The organism is Methylococcus mesophilus (genome assembly GCF_026247885.1).
In the GTDB taxonomy this organism is placed as follows: domain Bacteria; phylum Pseudomonadota; class Gammaproteobacteria; order Methylococcales; family Methylococcaceae; genus Methylococcus; species Methylococcus mesophilus.
Window position 1 is genome coordinate 2109048 of the sequence record NZ_CP110921.1, and the last position, 17440, is coordinate 2126487.

The following is a 17440-nucleotide window of genomic DNA, read 5'->3' on the forward strand; positions in this document are numbered from 1 at the left end:
AAGCCCCCTGAAGAAAGCCGCGGAACCGGCGTCCGCAACCCCTTCGCGCTCGATAGAAATGATATTGATTCTTATTACGAAAGTAAACCGGACCTCATCGGCCTTTTGGACGAAAAAAGCCGGCGTCGTTTCCGGCGCCGGCTTGCGGAGTCCCGGGCAGGCCCGACAGGACCGCCCGGAGATTGGGGTGGGAAGGCTCAGTGGCCGTGGCCGCCACCTCCGCCGTCCCCGCCGCCGTGGATCGGCGAGGGTGTCGGCGGCGGATAGGCCTGCGGCTGTCCCGTGGGAACGCCCGTGAAGCTCTTCTGCAGACTGTGGCAGAGGTTGCAGCCGATCGGGGTATTGGCGGCCACCTTGACCACCTTGCCCTTCTCGTTCACGAACTCGCGGGCCGTCAAAGTCTTCGACAACCGCGTACCCTTGTGGTCGCTGCCGTGGCAGGCCGCACACTGGTCTTCGCCGAACGGCCCCGGCTTCTTGGCGAAGTCGTTGTGCCAGCCGCCCTTGCGGGTGCCGCTGCCGTTGGGTGCGGAAGACGCGGCTTCCTTCCACCAGTACGGATCGTTGACCGGATGCATGCCGTGCGGCCCGGCCAGGTAGGCCCGCGCGCTGGTGGCGTCGACCACCTGGCCCTCGCGCACACCCTGAGCCACGCCCTTGTTGCTGACGCCGCCGTCGGTCGCCACCAAGCCCTCCTTGAAGTCATCCTTAACGTGGCAGACCGAGCACTCGGCGATGTTGCCGTCGTAGCCTTGCAACTGCTTTGCCGTCACATTGTCGTTGGCGTCCGGATCGGCGTTCGGCCAGATGGCGTGGGAACCGCCGTGGCAAGTCGAACAGGCGATGGCGCCGCCCGATCCGGTGCCGTGCACGTCCTTGCTCTTGCGGAACAGTGCAACCGATACCTGCTTGTCCACATGGATGGTATTGCCGTCCTTGTCGGCGGATTTTTCCTTACGCGTCTCGACGATGGGCATGACCGCGAAGCGGGCATCATCCGGGAACACGCTGGCCTTGGCCGGATCGTTCGCCTGCCAGGCGACTTTCTTCACGCCGGCGCTGAAGAATCCCTGGTTCGGGTCCTTCCGATTGCCGTCGCCGACGTGACACGAACCGCAATCCGGCTCGTCCAGCCAGGGCCTTCTGAAGTGGATGGAGTCGCCCACATAGGCACCGGCGCCGCTCAGGTTCGCATCGTAGCGATGGCTGGAGTACGCGTTGCCGACCGCCAGCATGTCGCCGTGGCAGTTGTCGCACTTGAGACCCGACGCGTAGTGGATGTCGCGGTAGGCCTTCTCGGTATGGCCGGTGTGGCACTTCGCACAGTTCTCCTCTTGCGCCACGCTTTCGCCGAACTGATACAGCAGTTCGCCCTTCCCATGCATCGGGAACTGGTCCGGCGCCCAGTCGTTCTTGCCGGCGTCCCAGGCGTAGCTGGTCGCCGAGCCGTCTGACTTGATGGGAACCCCGTTGTTGTCGTCGTGCTGCGAATCCCAGCCCCGGCCGCCGAACATCAGCGGATGGCCGCGCCCGTCGCGGATCAGATCGCCCTTCTTGTGCTCCTGGCCGTCGGCGCTTTCGGAAGACGAGACGTCCTGGGCATAGACCTGCATCTTGCCGTGGAAGGCATGGAACGCCCGCGAATAGTCGGAGCGGTTGGAGGGATAGGAACGGCCCGCGACACCGGCATCGAACTTCAACTGGCTGGTGTGATGCGAGGAACAGAAGTACATCGCCGCGCCCCGGCTGCCATTCAGCTTGTCCTCCACCAGATCTGCGATCTGCGAGGAAATGGTGCCGGTCGGGCTGTATTTCACCATGTAGTCGTGCAGCAGCAGGGTGTTGAACAGCGCCGCCTTTTCCTGCGCAACCCAGTCGTCCGGATCGCCGTACTCCGCCGCATCCTTGAATTTCAACCGGATCTGCAGCTTGCCGTCCGCACCGACGCGCGACTCGGCCACCCGGTCGGTGCGCAGTCCGGAAGCATCCGCCGGCACCGCGCCGCTCAACAGGTAGGTCGCCGGCTTGTTCGGCGGCAGGGGGTCGTACGCATTGACGTTGAACACGTTGTGGATCGCGGGCGGCCAGATGCCGTTGTAGCCGGTGTTGCCCGCAGCGAAGCTGCCCGCCCCGGTGGCCGGGCCCGGGCTCCCGTCGGCGTTAGCCAACTCGGTTTCCCGTACCGGCGTGCGCCACACGGTGTCGTCAGCGGCGACCTTGCCCCTGGCGTGGCATTCGCGGCAGCGGGTTTCTGAAGCGGTGGAGAATACCGCATCGGTCTTGGCCACCACGTTGCCGCCCTTCTCCTTGGCTTCGACCCGGAACAGCGGATAGGGATTGACCCGCCCCTTGTCGTCGACATCGCTCGCCGGGAGGAACTGGGCGAGGAAGGTCTTGGACGCATTGTCGTAGGCGGAAATCTGCTGCGGATCGTTGGCCTGGTATGGATTGGCCGCACCGGGCATCTTGCGGACACCCGCGCCCTCGTCGGCATTGCCGCGGATGCCCTCATCGAGCTGCATCATGGGCTTGGCGGGCGTATAGGTGCTCTGCTGCTCCGCCATGGACTTGCCGCTCTTGGGCTTGCCGGACAGGTCGGAGTTCGACTGATCGGCCTTGTCCCACATCTCCGTCTTGCGCAGCGTAGCTTCGCCGAAGTTGTGGCCGCCGATCAGGACGGTCTGGCTGCCGGTGGTCTGGGCCGGATCCCAGTTGGCGCCGGATTCCCCGGTCGAAAACCGGTTCTGGCTGGTCGAATTGATCGAATCGCTCCCCACCGGGTCCTTCGGATTGGAAGCCGCCGAGTAGAAGACGTCGAGCTCGCTGGGATCGACCACCGCTGGCTTCTGCTTCACCTTCTTGAACACTTGCGCGTTCAAGGTGTTGTACGGGATCAGCGGATTGAATGGCAGCGTGACCTGACTGCCGCCCTGCATCCCGGTTTCCTCGAACGGCATCACGACGTAGGCGCCGTCCGCCGCGTTGAGCGCTTCGGCGGTCGCGGGCGCGGGGCGCTCGGAAACCTTGGGGTAAGGATTAGCGTTCGGCGGCACCACCCGGACGACCACGTCGTCCGCACACTGGTTGCCGGTGGAATCGGCCACGTTCAGCATCACCCGGTACTGGCCGGCGTGATTGAACTGATGCGAGAAATTCGAGGTCTTGAAAGGTTCCGAACCGTCGCTCACGGTCCAAAGGTAATCCAGCGTCACCTTCTTTTTCGCCTTCGCCGAGGCAGCAAACTCGACCGACTGGCCTTCGCTGATCTCCACGTCACCCGCCGGGTTCTGGATGGAACAGGCCGCCGATTTCTTGCACGAAGCATCGGCTCCGCCCACCGGCATCAGAACCTTGCCGCCGTCGCCGGTTTCCAGGCGCAGCCGGCAGGGCGCGTCGCCGTTCTGCAGCGTGACGTTGAATTTCCGTTTGCCGTCGGTCTTGGCCGTATAAAGGAGTATGTTGCTGTCGGCATCGTAGATCGATACCCATGAGCCCGGCGCAAGGCCCGCGGCCTTGCCCTTGACGCTCACTTTGCCCAGCCCGGCATCGACCTTGGCCGAGCCGCTGACGGAAGCGGCCTGCGCCCCTCCGCCGCAAAGGGCGAGCACCAGCGCCGCGACGCCTGTCGCAACGCCCAGCGGCCCGCCGGGTTTATGAAGATATTTCGAGTTCATTTACCTACCCTCTAATGACGCGCTTTTCTTGTTTTCGATTTTTCCAATCACGCAAGAGCGGCTCCCGTACATCCAAGGCGCCGCCGCAATGACCCAAGGGCATGAGGCAAGACCCGTACCCGGCTGCATTTCCGCAGTTCCTTTGGGCGAGGCCTCCTCCCGCCATCCTCACGCCGAGAATTCCACACCGGGGCCATTCAATTGATTTCGATTCCCTTTTTCATAAACGGCGAATGGAAGTCGGGGCTTACGGAAATCCAGGACAGTCGCCAGATCGAGAAAATCGAAAGGCCGCGCCGCGGCACCCACCCCCGGAGCGCGAGTGAAATCCCATGCTTTCTGAGGCAAATGACACAGACCATCCGGAAGCGAATGGACTCGGGGGAACACGTCCCCACGAAAAATTGACGGACAAAAAAGCGGGGCACTCTGTGCCCCGCCCATCGCCGCCCTCCCTGGCGCCGATTCCTTGAGACGCCGTCAGTGTCCGGGCGAGCCGACGAAGCTGGTCTCCAGGCTGTGGCAGGTGTCGCAGCCGATCGGCGTGCCCGCGGCCACTTTCACGACCTTGGTCTTGAACCCGGCCTTCTTCAGCTTCTTGGCGTCGAAGCCGCGGAAGTCGAACACCCGGTCCACCGGCGTCTTGGACAGACGGGTGCCCTTGTGGTCGTTGCCGTGGCAGGCCGCGCACTGGTCTTCGCCTTTCATCCCCGGCAGCTTGGCGTAGTCGTTGTGCCAGCCGCCGTAGGCGCTGCCGTCGCTGTTGGCTCCGTCGCCCTGGGCGCCTTTCCACCAGTATGGGTCGTTGACGGGATGCATGTCGTGCGGTCCGCCCAGGATGCCGGTCTGCGCGTCGCCGCTGTACTGGCCGCCGTCCAGGTCTTCCTTCTTGGCGAACGAGTCCGCGGTGTGGCACACGTTGCACTCCAGGATGGTCCCGGTGTGGCCCTGGAGCTGCAGCGCGGTGACGTTGTCGTTCGAACTCGGATCGCGGTTCGGCCACACCGAGTGCGCCGCGCCGTGGCAGGCCGCGCAGGCGACGTTGCCGTGGCGATCTTTACCGAACCGGAAGACCGGCGCATCGACTTTGGTATCCACCGTTGTCCTTATATCTTCCCCGGTCGAGTGGTCATGGAGGTGGAGGCTCGTCGGAAACGCCGCCTGATAGTTAGCCAACGGCCCGGCGGAGAACCGGCGCGAATCCGGATCGTTGCGATCCACCGGCCGCGTGGTGGCCGACAGGTCGGCATCGTCGAAGGCCTGTTTCCTCACACCGGCACTGAAAAAGTCGCCCGATCCGTCCTTGCCAAGATTGGCATTGCCGACGTGACAGGAACCACAGTCCGGATTGTCGAACCAGCCCACCCGGTAGTCCCTCAGATCGCTCGAACCCAGCTTGTCCTTGTTCGACGGGTAGTTCTTGGGGAAAGCCTCGCCTACCGCAAGCATGTCGCCGTGGCAGTCGTAGCAGGTCACGCCCGCCGTGGCCATGCGGTCGCGGTAATGCTGTTCGCGCTGCCCGGAATGGCACTTCAAGCAACTCTCCTCCATCGGCAACTGTTTTCCGCTAGCGTCGAAAATGGGAAACAGGGTCTTGGTGTTGCGGCCTTTGGTCTTCCAATCCCAACGCGCGTACATGCCCTTCTCGTCACGAACGATGTCGGTTTTCGCGTCGTTCCACTGCAATTCACCGTGGAAGCGGTGCATGGCCACAGTGTAATTGGGATCGTATGCCGGACTGGTCGGATCGAAATCATCCCCGGCCCACCAAGCCTCATTGAAATCGCCCGTGCGCATGGCTGTCTGGTGGCAGCCGGAGCATTGAACGGGGCCAGTGACCTGAGTTTTGTCCGTTGCGTAGGTAGTGCTGTACCAATCGGCTTTCTTGCCGTACCGCATAAACCTCAAGAAAAAATACCCGTCGTAGAAGTCGTGTAGGCTTGAATAATTCAGGGCTGCCGCATACTCCTGATCGTAGATGCTGTCGCTCCTCGCCTCAAAGAACTCTGGTTTCTCCAGCGGCAGTGTTTTGATCAACGTCTTCTGGTGCTGCCCGGTGGGCGTCGCCAGATAGGCGGCCTGGGTATGCGGCGCGTTAGGATTGGCGGCGATCTGGCCCTTGGCGTGGCAACCCCGGCACTGAAAATCCCTTCCTGCCGTCATTACCGTATCGGTGCTAGCTAAAACCTTGCCATCTTTTTTTGCCTGCACCCGAAACAGCGGGTAGGAGTTCACCCGCCCCTGGTCGTCCACCCCGGACAGCGGGAGCAAAGCCGCCTTGTGCTGGCTTTCATCCTGGTTGACAGAGCCATTGGGCGCACCGAACGTCTGCGGTTCGTTGGCCACATAGGGGTTGCTCTTCCCCGGCATCAAGCTGCCGGTCAGCTCGTCCTGCTTAGCGACCTTGGTGATATAGCCCATGTCCGGCGGCGGGTTGACGGACTCTTTCAGCGGGCTGTACGGGTAATTGGAGGTAAACGCCGCCCAGAAATGCCGCTTGTAATCTGTTGCTTTCTGGCTGTCCGGCTCGCCAGTGTATTTTTCCCAAATCTGGGTCTTCTGCACCGTCGCCGACATCATTGGCGAAAACACGCCGATAGCCGCACCGAGGGGCCAGTTCTGGCTGGTGGAGTTGATCGAGCCCACACCGACCGGGTCGGACGGATTGGAGGCAGCAGAATATTCCACCTGCGCGTCAGCCGACGTAACGACCACCGGCAAGCGATCTTTTTTGTACACCACTGCCTTGAGGTTATGAATGGTCGGAGACATGGAGCTGTACAAATTGGGCATGAAATCGGCATCGGTGTCGCCCTGCATGGTCCAGTCATCGAAAGGGAGAACGACGAGATCACCCTTCATGCCATCCAGCTCCGAACCGAACGTCGCTGCTGGCTGTTCGGACACCTTGGACGGCAGCCCTGCCGGCGGACTGCCGACGGCGATTTCCACCGCGTCCTCGCAGCGCCGTCCCTTGGCGTCGGTGGCAATGAAGCGCACCCGGTGGGTGGTGTTGTCCAGCACGAAAGAAACCGAGGCAGCCAGCGCGTCCGCCTTTTTGTGGACGGCCACCGGACTGCCGCCGCTAGCCTCCACGCCGAGGGAGCCGCCGGCAAAATCCCACTCGTACTTGAACGGCTGCGCCGCCGGGTCCTTGGCTGTAGCGGTGGCTTCGAAGGCGGTTTCGGCACCGGCCTGTACGGCCTTGCCCTGCGCGGGCTTCACGATGCTGCAGGTGGGCACGCCTGCGCAGGATTTGGGCGCACCCTTCACCGCCCTGATGATCTCGGCCTCGCCGGACTGGACCCGCACCGCGCAAGGGACGCCCGCCAAGTCCTGGCGACTGAGCGTCAATGCGAAACTGTCGCCCTGGCCGCTGCCCAGCCGCCGGCCGTTGACGTCGTAGACATCGATGGCGCCGGTTCCGCCCTTGGCTTTACCGGCGATCGTCAGCGTGCCGGCCTTTTCCGACCAGGCCGCTTTGGCAATCTTGAGTTTGGTTGCCGCCGGCGCCGCCTCGGGAACCAGCGCCAACAGCAAGGCGCCGATCAGCAGCCGCCGCAGGGGATTGCTCCGCGGGGCGGGTTTCATCGTGGTCATAGGTCCATCCCTCTCGTTATTTGGTTATTTTCTGCGCGGCCTACGACCCGGCTCTGGTATTGGCCACCACCGCTGTAGGGCAGTATCCGGGCCAGACAAAAACCTAACTGGAAACAATTAGATGAAAATTGACCTTCAGCGCAGCGTGCGTGGCTTTCCACATCTATAAGGGAAATCACACACAAACGAATCTCAGAGCCCGCCCCCCTGTCACTTTTCTCCGACCACGACCCTGTTGACGAAAACGATGCTCGGAAATGTGCGATCCAGCGTCTTGCTGTGAAAGTCCTTCATCTCCACGCCGCCGTCGAAGCGGATGACGTCGCCTTTCTTGACCTCGACCGACGGTCCGGCGATCCACTGGGATTGCTTGTCCTGCTCCACTTCCAGATAGGTGTACTGAGCTACGTTGATGACGTCGATCACCGTGGCCTTTTGTGCCAACTGAGCGGGCGCCATCTGCGCCTTCGCACCGGTCGGGTTCAACGGCGGATGGCCGGCGGGCATTTTTGCCGCGGCGAAACCTGCTGCGGAAGCGGTCATGGCGATCAGGAAAACGACGAATTTCATGGAAACTCCAAAGCGATGGATAAAAAGAGGGCTGTCGCCGGGAATGGCGGAAAAGTCCGCGGCTGGGATCGCGCGTTTCGACCGGACAAAAAAACGGGGCGCCGAAGCGCCCCTAAGCGGTTTGCCCCATATTGCCTGCATGCATATCCATGGTCGGCGCGCTGGATCCGCAATGGTTTGCACAATCTACCGATGGCGAACTGTCCTGCACTGCCGCGCAGGACGAGTCCCCTGATTAAGCAGAGATCGGGCCAACACCTAACACTCTGATAGATATAGCCTTGGTCAAGCTGGAAAAACGGCCGCTCCGGGTTTTCACCGGGTGCTACGTCATTTGACGCGCCGGATGGCAGGAACCGCGGGCATCCCGGCCTCGTTCGGAATCACTCGCCCAACCGCGCAGGATGTGGACCCGGCGGCGGAAAATCGCCATGATGAACGGCATCGCCCAACCCGGAAGTCTTCCCATGAGCGGCCCCGCCGAACGCTTGGCCGAATACCGCGACCTGTTCGATCTGCCCGAGCACGTCATCGGCGAAATCCTAAACGGCCAGCTCATTACCCAGCCTCGCCCCGCGCCCAGACACGCGCAGGCCACCTCCATTCTGACCGGTGAAATCGTTCCACCCTATCATCAAGGGCGAGGCGGCCCCGGCGGGTGGTGGATATTGTTCGAACCCGAATTGCATCTGGGACCGCACATCCTGGTGCCCGACCTGGCCGGCTGGCGACGCGAGCGGATGCCGGCCCTGCCGGACGAGGCCTATTTCGCCCTGGCGCCGGATTGGGTGTGCGAAGTGCTCTCTCCCGGCACCGCGCGCATCGACCGCGTGGTCAAGATGCCGATCTACGCCGCGCAAGGCGTGCAATGGCTATGGCTGGTGGAGCCGGATCTCCACACGCTGGAAATCTTCCGCCTCCTCGACGGCCATTGGCTGCTGGAAGGCGCCTGGCAGGAAGCCGACGAGGTGCGCGCACCGCCTTTCGCCGAACTGGCGTTTTCCCTGGCCGATCTTTGGGCGTCCACGGCGGCTGAAGGGGAAGAGGGAGCGGGCTGATCGAACACCGGAACACGCGGGGGCCGGCATATCACGCACGGTATGCGTGACACGCCGCATCGCTTCGAATCCTCCGCCCGGACTTCGATCCGGGCAAACTGCCGCGCATCGCCCGAAGGCTCGGCACAGTCCCTGCTTGGGGGAGTACGTTGAACGATCATATCCCCGCCCGCATCCGACCGTCCCCATGCGTCCTTTAACTTCCCGCGCAGCACTCATCTTGACCCTTTTGTTCTTGGCCGAAAAAGTTGTGACTGCCGCGGCCGCGCCTCCGGCGGCCACCCAGCAGCGCTGCATCGCCGCACTCCAGAAAGCCGGGGCAGGTGTAGCCAGCGCGGCGGCCCGCGCCGCACTCCATTGCGTTAAAGCCTCGGTAGGGGGAAAGCTCGCGGCAGACGGAATCGGCGCCTGCCTTGACGCCCGGAACCCCGAGATCGAGCACGCCCGCGGCAAAACCCTCGCCGCCGCGGCACGGGAATGCAGCGAGGTGCCGGCATTCGGTCCGGCGAATCCGGAGGACGTCAACACCGCATTTTCCGAGGCGACCGACATGACGGCCCTGTTCGGCGCCGAGCTTGCCGACGTGCTGGATTCGGGCGGCGACCACGCCACGGCGCGCTGCCAACTGACACTCGCGCAGTCTTTCGCCGCCTTCGTCAGGACCGAGCTGGCCGAATATCACCGCTGCGTCCAAAAACGCCTGAAGCGGAACCAAGCGAGTACGGCAGCCGATCTGGAAGCCTGCCTCGGCGCCGACTCGGCGCGCCTGCGGGACGCGGAACGAAAAGCCGAGAGCAGCATTGCCCGCCACTGTGAAGGGATCGCAGGGCGCACCGCCTTCCCCGGCCTCTGCGCCAGCCTTCCCGGCGGGGAAACCGGCGCCTGCCTGATCGCTCAGGCGCATTGCAGCGCCTGCGCTGCGGTCAACCGGGCCGACCTCCTCTCCGCCGACTGCCGCAAGCGCGGCAACTATTTTGCGGCACCCTATTGCGACAGCCGTCTGCAGCGTCATTGGTCGGTTGCGCGGCAATGGAACGAGGAAATCCTGGACGCCATCCGGCTGGACAATCCCCGTCCCGGCGTCCACGCACGCAACCTTTTCTATCTCTCGCTCGCGATGTACGACGCGTGGACGGCCTATGGCGACGAGTCGAAGCCCTATCTCACGGCTGAACATCCTGCATCCGCGGATATCGAGCATGACCGCCGGATTGCCATCAGCTATGCGGCCTACCGGATCCTGTCCCGGCGCTACTCGGAAAAACTTGCCTTGGGCTCTACGACCTCGCAGGCCCGCTTCGATTCCCGCATGGCCAGGCTGGGCCTGGACCCCGGCTTTACCGACACCGCCAGAAACACGCCCGCCGCGCTGGGAAACCGGATCGCCGCGGCAGCGCTCGCCTTCGGCGACCGGGACGGCGCCGGCGAAGCCGCCAACTACCAGGACCCCACCTATACGCCGGTGAACAAGCCCTTGATCGTGAAGCTGCCGGGGATAGACCTCACCGATCCCTCGGACCCCGGCTACTACCTCGATCCCAATCGCTGGCAGCCGCTTGCCCTGGACAAGACCGTTTCCCAGAACGGAATTCCGTTGCCCGGCAAGGTCCAAACCTTCATCGGATCACAATGGGGCGGAGTGATCCCCTTCGCTCTCCCGGATACCGCCACGGCGGAAGCGCTTTACGATCCCGGCCCGCCGCCACAGTTGGGTGGCGAGGGAGACGCGGAATACAAGGCGGAGGCGCTCCGCGTGATAGAACTGGCCAGCCGACTGGCGGCGGACGACGGGGCGACGATGGACATCTCGCCCGCATCCCTGGGCAACAACCCGCTCGGCTCGAACGAGGGGACGGGCCATCGGGTCAATCCGGCGACCGGCCAGCCCTACCCCCCGCAGGTCGTCCCGCGCGGCGATTTCGGACGATTGGTTGCCGAATTCTGGGCGGACGGACCGCATTCGGAGACTCCGCCCGGCCACTGGAACACCATCGCCAATGCCGTTGCGGACTCGCCCGGGTTCCCACGCCGTATCGGCGGCGCCGGCCCGGAACTCGACCCGCTGGAATGGGACGTGAAGACCTATTTCGCCCTCAACGGCGCGCTTCACGACGCCGCCATCGCCTGCTGGGGCACCAAGCGGAAGTACGACGGCGCGCGCCCGATCACGATGATCCGCTATATGGCCAAGAAGGGTCAGTCGTCCGATCCGTCCCTGCCCTCCTACAGCCCGCAGGGACTGCCGCTCAAGCCCGGCCTTGTCGAACTCATCACCCCGGAAACCGCGGCTCCGGGCGGACGTCATGCGGAACTGGTCTCCGCCGAAACCGGCGGCAGGATCGGCGACGTCGCCGTGCTGTCATGGCCGGGCAGCCCGCCCGATCCCCAAACCCAGGTCAGCGGGGTGCACTGGGTCCTGGGCACCGCTTGGCTGCCTTATCAGCGCAGGACTTTCGTCACACCCGCCTTTCCCGGCTACATTTCGGGCCACAGCACCTTCAGCCGGGCAGCTGCCGAAGTGCTGGCGGCGCTTACCGGCAGCCCCTACTTTCCGGGCGGGCTGATGGAGTTCGCCGCACGAAAAGACAACTATCTCATCCACGAGCGCGGACCTTCCGTCGACCTGCGGCTGCAATGGGCGAGCTACTTCGATGCCGCTGACCAGGCCGGGCAATCCAGACTGTGGGGCGGGATTCACGTCGAGGCCGATGACTTCGCCGGACGCAGGATAGGTCAACAGGTCGGCCGCAAAGCCTTCGCCAAGGCGATGGAATATTTCGGCGGGACAGCAGACCGGTAGGCCCGCCCCAAACGGATGACACAGGCCGCTTCCCTAAACGAAACCGGGGTACCCCGCAAACCCGCCGTGGGGAGGGACCGATAGCCCGGAGAGACTATCCTCCCTGGCTGAGCAAGATTCGCTTCCCGCTCAAGGGGGTTGAAAATACAAAACCTTAGCGCTGAGCGGCGGGCAACGCCCGGCGGTCCGTATGGCATCTCGCCGGCCACCTCCGCAATATGCCTAATCTCCGCTTTCCGCAGGTCCGGCCGGAAAGCGGGGAAGCGGTTGAGAATCCGGCTTCCCCATGCAAGACTGTATTCCTATCCGCTTCTTTTATTGGCGACCGCTAGAGCGATGGAAGCCCCGGAATTCTCTTTATCGCGACTTACCCACGCGCAAAAACTCGAACTCATGGAACGCCTCTGGGCGGATCTGACTCAAGCAGACCCGGCCTTCGATTCCCCCCATTGGCATGAGCCCATCCTGCGGGATCGTGAAGCGGCTTTGGCCGGAGGAACAATGGGCGTGTCCGATTGGGAAGAGGCCAAGGAAAGAATCCGCCGAAACGTCGCGTGCAAGTAAAAATTCTCGCCGCTGCCGCAAGCGATCTCGAAGAAGGGTATCGCTTCTACGAGCGGCGTTCGCCGGGTCTGGGACCATACTTTCTTGACTCGCTCTATGCGGATATCGACTCCCTGGTTTTTTACGGGGGCATGCATCGCATCGTGTTCGGCTATCACAGACTCATTGCCAAGCGATTTCCGTTTGCCGTCTATTATCGGCTTATCGAGGAAACCGTCCTGGTCATGGCGGTATTGGATTGTCGCCGCGATCCCAATTGGACAAGAAAGCGGCTCGCGCCAAACTGAGGCTGGGTTGTGGCGCGGTTTCCGCGAGGAAACTGTGGACGGCCCTTCCGTCTCGCGAATCGCAACGAAGGATGGAAGAAGCCGGCAAGACAAGCGGGGCATCACTGCCCCGCTATTGACCTGGAACCGAATCGCCTGTGGATTTTAACGCCCCGGCGCCCCCTTGAAGCTGGTCTCCAGGCTGTGGCAGGTGTCGCAGCCGATCGGCGTGCCGGCGGCTACTTTGACGATCTTCGATTTGAACCCGGTCTTCTTCAGCTTCTTGGCGTCGAAGCCGCGGAAGTCGAACACCCGGTCCACCGGCGTCTTGGACAGACGCGTGCCCTGGTGGTCGCTGCCGTGGCAGGCCGCGCACTGGTCTTCGCCATTCGCTCCGGGCAGCTTGGCGTAGTTGTTGTGCCAGCCGCCGTAGTTGCTGCCGTCGCTGTTGGCGACGTCGCCATTGGCCTGCTTCCACCAGTACGGATCGTCGATCGGGTGGGTGTTGTGCGGACCGCCCAGGATGCCGGGCTTGGCGTCGCCGCTGTACTGCCCGCCGTCCAGGTCTTCCAGCTTGGCGAACGAGTCCGCCGTGTGACAGACGTTGCACTCCAGGATGGAACCGGTATGGCCCTGCAACTGCAGCGAGGTCACGTTCTCGTTGGCGCCGGGCTCCTTGATCGGCCAGATGGCATGGGTCGAGCCGTGACAGGCCGCGCAGGGCACCTTGCCGTGGGTGTCCAGGCTCTTTCGGAACAAGGGCAGATCGTAGCTCTTGTCGACCCGGTTCATATCCCAATCGAGATAGTTGAACGCGATCTTCGCGCTGTTGACGGCGAACCGCGGATTCTCCGGCAACAGCGGCGTGGCCGCGGGGTCGGCGGCATCGTAGGCCAGTTTGCGCACGGGTTCGCTTCCATTGCCGGTATGGCAGGAGCCGCAGTTCGGCTGATCGAGGTAGTCGACCCGATGCACCGGCGTCGGATTGCCCTGTTCGTCGAGCTTGGTGGGATCGACCAGTTCGCCCTTGGCGTTCCTCGGCTGGTCGCCCTGGGCTTTCTTGGCGAACACGTCGCCCACGGCCAGCATGTCGCCATGGCAGTCGGCGCACTGGATTCCGGCGCTGTACATGGGGTCGTGATAGCCCTTCTGGCTGGCGCCCACGTGGCATTTCAGGCAGTTCTGCTCCATGGCCACCTTGTTGCCCTGCTTGTCCACGACCGGGAACAGCGAGTTGGGGTTGGTCTTGCCCGTCCCCTGGTCGTCCCACATCAGCGGCCGCCCTTGGGCGTCGCGGATCACCTTGCCCTGGCCGTCCACCTGGATGCGGCCGTGGAAGCGGTGTTCGGAAGGCCCGTATTCCAGCCCGTCCCAGTTGGTGGTGCCGTAGCCGCATTCGTTCAGATAGGCGGACTGGTGGCACCATTGGCAGGGTTCGGGCGCCTTGAACTGCTTGATGTAGCGCAGGCCGTTCTCCCAGGGGTGACCGTTCCCTTCGCCGGCGATGCCATCACCATCGGGGTCCCAGTCGTCCAGGAATGCGCCGGTTCGGTCCTCCAGCTCCATGAAGGCATGAATCGCGTACTGGTTCCAAAAGGCTTCACTCTCCTTTTCTTCCAGGCTCTTGGGGTTGGAGTTCATGTAGTCGGGAAAGTACTCGACGCGCGAATTCTTCTCTCCGGCCAGCAAGACCTTGTTGCCGTAGCCGTCGAAAACGGGATTGCCGGCAGCGTCCTTTTTCTGCGGCCGCAGATAGCGTTTGACAGTGGGGTCGGCACCGATGCCGCCATAGACGTGGCATTCGCTGCAGCGCACGTCCTTGGCGGTATTGAACGCGACGTCCGCAACCGCGGCGGTCTGTCCGGTGGACTTGCTCCTGGCTTCCACCCGCATCACCGGGAAGGGATTGACCCGGCCCTGGTCGTCCATGTCGGTCAAAGGTATTCCCAGTGCCAGGAAGGCCTGGGTATCCGCCTCGCGGGTCGGGAACGCCTGCGGCGTATTGGCCTGGTAAGGATTGTCCTTACCCGGCATGAGACCGCCCTTGAAATTATCCTTGTCGGCAGGGTTGCCGGTCATCCGGGTCTCGAACTTGCCGGTGAGATAGCCTTCGTCCGGCACCGAATTGCGGGCCAGGTACCAGGTCCAGTCGGCACCTTGCCCCCACATGTCGGGAAAGGCAGCGTTCAATATCTTGGTGATGGTGGGCGGCTCCTTCCACAAGGGCGAAACCGTCGGCGTGCTCTCATCAACCGTCCAGAACGGCTCGTAGCCTGCCGTGGTCTCCCAGCCTTCCTGGGCCTCCCACATGTCGGTCTTCCTGATCTGGGCCTGGCCGAAGGAAGAATCGACCGGATAGTTCCGGCTGGTGCTGTTGATGGAATCGGCCCCGACGGGATCGGCGGGATTCACCGCAGCCGAATAGAAGAGTTCATAGGCGTCCGCCTCGACGTTCAAGGGCTGGCGCGCCTTGGTGTACGCGATGGCATTGAGATGGAAGAAACCGGGCCAGGGGTTGCCCGCATCCAGGTTCATGACGCCCTGCCCCATCGCCGCGCTGTGCGCGAAAGGGAGGACCACGACGTCGCCGGCCTTGCCCTCCAGCTCGCTGCCAAATTTGGGGGCCGCCTGCACCGAGGCCGCCGCAAGGGACGCCGCTGCCGGCGGAGCGGCCGGCGCCTGGCCGACGCTGACGGCTATCGAATCTTCGCATCGGCGCCCCAATGCGTCGGTCGCCACGAAGCGGACCCGATAAATGCCATGATCGCGGACGAAAGTCGCGTGTTCGCCGACCGAGCCGGATTGGGCCAGTGTGCCGGCAGGGAAACCCATGGCACCGCCGCCGAAATCCCACTCGTACTTGAACGGTAAGGCAGCCGGGTCCTTGGCCGTGGCGTTGGCTTCAAAATGGGTTTCCACGCCCATCTGAAGGGCTGTGCCGTCGACCGGACTGACGATACTGCAGGTCGGAACGCCGCTGCAGGACTTGGGTGCCCCCTTCACCGCCTTGATGGCCTCGCTGTCGCCGGACTGGACCCGCACCGCGCAGGGCACGGCGGGAAGCGCGTCACGGCTTAGGCTGGCTCCGAAGGAGCCTCCCTGTCCGCTGTCGCCGATCTCAACCAGACGGCGACCGTTGATGTCATAGATTTCGACCGGCCCCGCGGAATTTTTGAGGCTGCCTTTGACGGTCAGAGTTCCCGTCTTCTCCGACCATGACGCCTTGGCGATCTTCAGCTTGGCTGCCGCCAGCACCCCTTCCGGCGCAAGCGCCAGGGCAAAACAGATCGACAGACAGGCAAGAAACGGATTTCGACGCGATGTGAACGACTGGGGTCGGCGTGAGTTATTCATGGCTCCTCCGGTGGTGTTCTTGGTCTTATTGCATCGTTCGCCATGGCGAACGATGATACCCTCCGGCAGCAGAGCATCATTCAGGCCATCAAGAAATATTCCATTAAAACAGTATTATAGAATCCTGCCCCACAATTATGGCCACGCCATATCACTCGCCGGCACGGGATTTCGCGCAACACAGCTTCCGGCCTTCCCGCGGCACCTCTCTCGCAAGGCCGCCACGGGGATGGCCAAGCCTGGATCAGAGCTTGCTCACCGTGTCGTTGTCCTTGTTCAGGACCCAGACGTTGACGCCGTCGAAGACGAGGGCGTAGGGACTCGTTGTGCCCGCATCCAACGCGTAGCTCGCCGCCACCGATCCGTCGAGGTTCAGTTTGGTCACCGTGTGACCTTCCGAACTGCATGCCCAGACGTGAACGCCGTCGAACACGACACCCGTCGGATTGGCCCCCACCAGGTAATTGCCCAGGGTATTCGCGTCGCCGACCCTGACCTGGGTCAGTTTGCCTTCGGGGTCGCTCTTCAAAACCCACATGGATTCGCCGTCGAACGCCATGGACTTGAGATTGCCGCCGGCCCAATGGATCGCTCCGGCCTCGGCACCGGAGGTAGTCAGCTTAGTGAACGTGGAGTCCGGTCCGCTCGCCACCCACACGTGAGTACCGTCGAAGCCGATGCCGGCGGGCTTGTCGCCCGCATGGTACGGCCCGGTCACCGCGCCGTCCGCCGATTTGACCTTGTACGCGCCGTCTGCGCTGGCCACCCAGACGCTCTCGCCGTCGAATGCCAGCGAAACCGGGCCGGTGCCCGCCGACACCGAGCGCAGGAGGGAACCGTCGGCGACGTTCATCTGAACCAGCGCCGTATCGGTTGCAACCCACAGGTAACCGCCGTCGAACAGGACGTCATTGGGCTTGGCGCCGTCGAGGGAATAGGTGCCCTGGATCGAGCCGTCGCTGGGGCGCAGCTTGGTGACGGATGCCCCGTCGTGATTGGCGATCCATAGGAAACTGCCGTCGAATGCCCCGGCGACCGGGCCGTCGCCGACCGGATAGGTCAGGCCCGTCCGGCTGGCGCCGTACCAGCGCTTGGCAGCGATCCGCAGCGGATTGAACGACGCGCCGGTATCGCCCTTGGCACCGTCCTTGCCATCCTTGCCGTCTTTTCCATCCTTGCCGTCCTTACCGTTGGTCCCCGCCACAGCCAGCACGGCCCATTGATCCGGGCTGTTTTCCGGCGCATGGTTCAGGTTCTTTTTCTGCAGACTGATGTAGCTGGCGCCTCCCTGGCTCACGATATGGCCTCGGCCGTAACTGACCGCGGCATCCCAAGCACCGCGGAATTTGGCCATGTCGAGCGAAACGGCCTCAGCTTGGACTGTCGTGACACCACCCAGCAGAGAAAGAGCGAGGAACGCGGCACCCACCGTATAGCGAACAAAATTCTGTTTCATCGATTGCGCACTCTGATCGTTCGAAGCGATCAACCGGCATCGGCACGTCTTGCCGGATTGATGCCCCTGTCGTAAGGACGGGAAGCCCGGGTCCACGC

General features: G+C 63.2%; 9 protein-coding genes. 4 read left to right on the top strand and 5 right to left on the bottom strand.

What is annotated here, in order from left to right:
• Positions 1-197: 197 nt before the first annotated feature.
• The 3 genes from OOT43_RS09885 to OOT43_RS09895 all read right to left on the bottom strand — a co-directional run bounded on the left by OOT43_RS09885 (position 198) and on the right by OOT43_RS09895 (position 7844).
• Entirely contained in the window at positions 198-3674 is a 3477-nt protein-coding gene (locus OOT43_RS09885; RefSeq protein WP_266024755.1) for a PKD domain-containing protein, read from the bottom strand.
• 480 nt (positions 3675-4154) lie between these two features.
• Complete coding sequence (locus OOT43_RS09890; protein ID WP_266024756.1) at positions 4155-7274, bottom strand: multiheme c-type cytochrome; 3120 nt, start codon at positions 7272-7274, stop codon at positions 4155-4157.
• 210 nt (positions 7275-7484) lie between these two features.
• Positions 7485-7844, bottom strand: coding sequence for a hypothetical protein (locus tag OOT43_RS09895; RefSeq protein WP_266024757.1), 360 nt, complete (start codon positions 7842-7844; stop codon positions 7485-7487).
• 467 nt (positions 7845-8311) lie between these two features.
• On the opposite strand from OOT43_RS09895, the gene OOT43_RS09900 reads away from it, so the two are divergent.
• The 4 genes from OOT43_RS09900 (at position 8312) to OOT43_RS09915 (ending at position 12553) form a co-directional block, all read left to right on the top strand.
• The gene (locus tag OOT43_RS09900; protein ID WP_266024877.1) at positions 8312-8902 is read left to right on the top strand and encodes a Uma2 family endonuclease; all 591 of its coding nucleotides are present in this window, start codon (positions 8312-8314) and stop codon (positions 8900-8902) included.
• A gap of 220 nt (positions 8903-9122) precedes the next feature.
• Positions 9123-11702: a vanadium-dependent haloperoxidase gene (locus OOT43_RS09905; protein WP_266024758.1), complete on the top strand. Its 2580-nt coding sequence runs from the start codon at positions 9123-9125 to the stop codon at positions 11700-11702.
• Between the two features lie 336 nt (positions 11703-12038).
• A complete protein-coding gene (locus OOT43_RS09910; protein ID WP_266024759.1) occupies positions 12039-12266 on the top strand; it encodes an addiction module protein in 228 nt (75 codons plus the stop codon).
• Positions 12257-12553, top strand: a complete 297-nt coding sequence (locus OOT43_RS09915) for a type II toxin-antitoxin system RelE/ParE family toxin (protein WP_266024761.1) — start codon at positions 12257-12259, stop codon at positions 12551-12553. Before OOT43_RS09910 ends, OOT43_RS09915 begins: the two co-directional genes overlap by 10 nt.
• A 144-nt stretch (positions 12554-12697) precedes the next feature.
• On the opposite strand, the gene OOT43_RS09920 is transcribed toward OOT43_RS09915, so the two are convergent.
• Positions 12698-15886: a cytochrome C gene (locus OOT43_RS09920; protein ID WP_266024762.1), complete on the bottom strand. Its 3189-nt coding sequence runs from the start codon at positions 15884-15886 to the stop codon at positions 12698-12700.
• A 244-nt stretch (positions 15887-16130) separates the two neighbouring features.
• Complete coding sequence (locus tag OOT43_RS09925; RefSeq protein WP_266024763.1) at positions 16131-17342, bottom strand: YncE family protein; 1212 nt, start codon at positions 17340-17342, stop codon at positions 16131-16133.
• Positions 17343-17440: the final 98 nt, after the last annotated feature.

What these genes read in the sequence shown, in the direction of transcription:
- OOT43_RS09910 (WP_266024759.1), top strand. Translation starts at nt 12,039, where the DNA reads ATGGAAGCCCCGGAATTCTCTTTATCGCGACTTACCCACGCGCAAAAA.
- OOT43_RS09900 (WP_266024877.1), top strand. Translation starts at nt 8,312, where the DNA reads ATGAGCGGCCCCGCCGAACGCTTGGCCGAATACCGCGACCTGTTCGAT.
- OOT43_RS09885 (WP_266024755.1), bottom strand. Translation starts at nt 3,674, where the DNA reads ATGAACTCGAAATATCTTCATAAACCCGGCGGGCCGCTGGGCGTTGCG.
- OOT43_RS09925 (WP_266024763.1), bottom strand. Translation starts at nt 17,342, where the DNA reads ATGAAACAGAATTTTGTTCGCTATACGGTGGGTGCCGCGTTCCTCGCT.
- OOT43_RS09920 (WP_266024762.1), bottom strand. Translation starts at nt 15,886, where the DNA reads ATGAATAACTCACGCCGACCCCAGTCGTTCACATCGCGTCGAAATCCG.
- OOT43_RS09895 (WP_266024757.1), bottom strand. Translation starts at nt 7,844, where the DNA reads ATGAAATTCGTCGTTTTCCTGATCGCCATGACCGCTTCCGCAGCAGGT.
- OOT43_RS09890 (WP_266024756.1), bottom strand. Translation starts at nt 7,274, where the DNA reads ATGACCACGATGAAACCCGCCCCGCGGAGCAATCCCCTGCGGCGGCTG.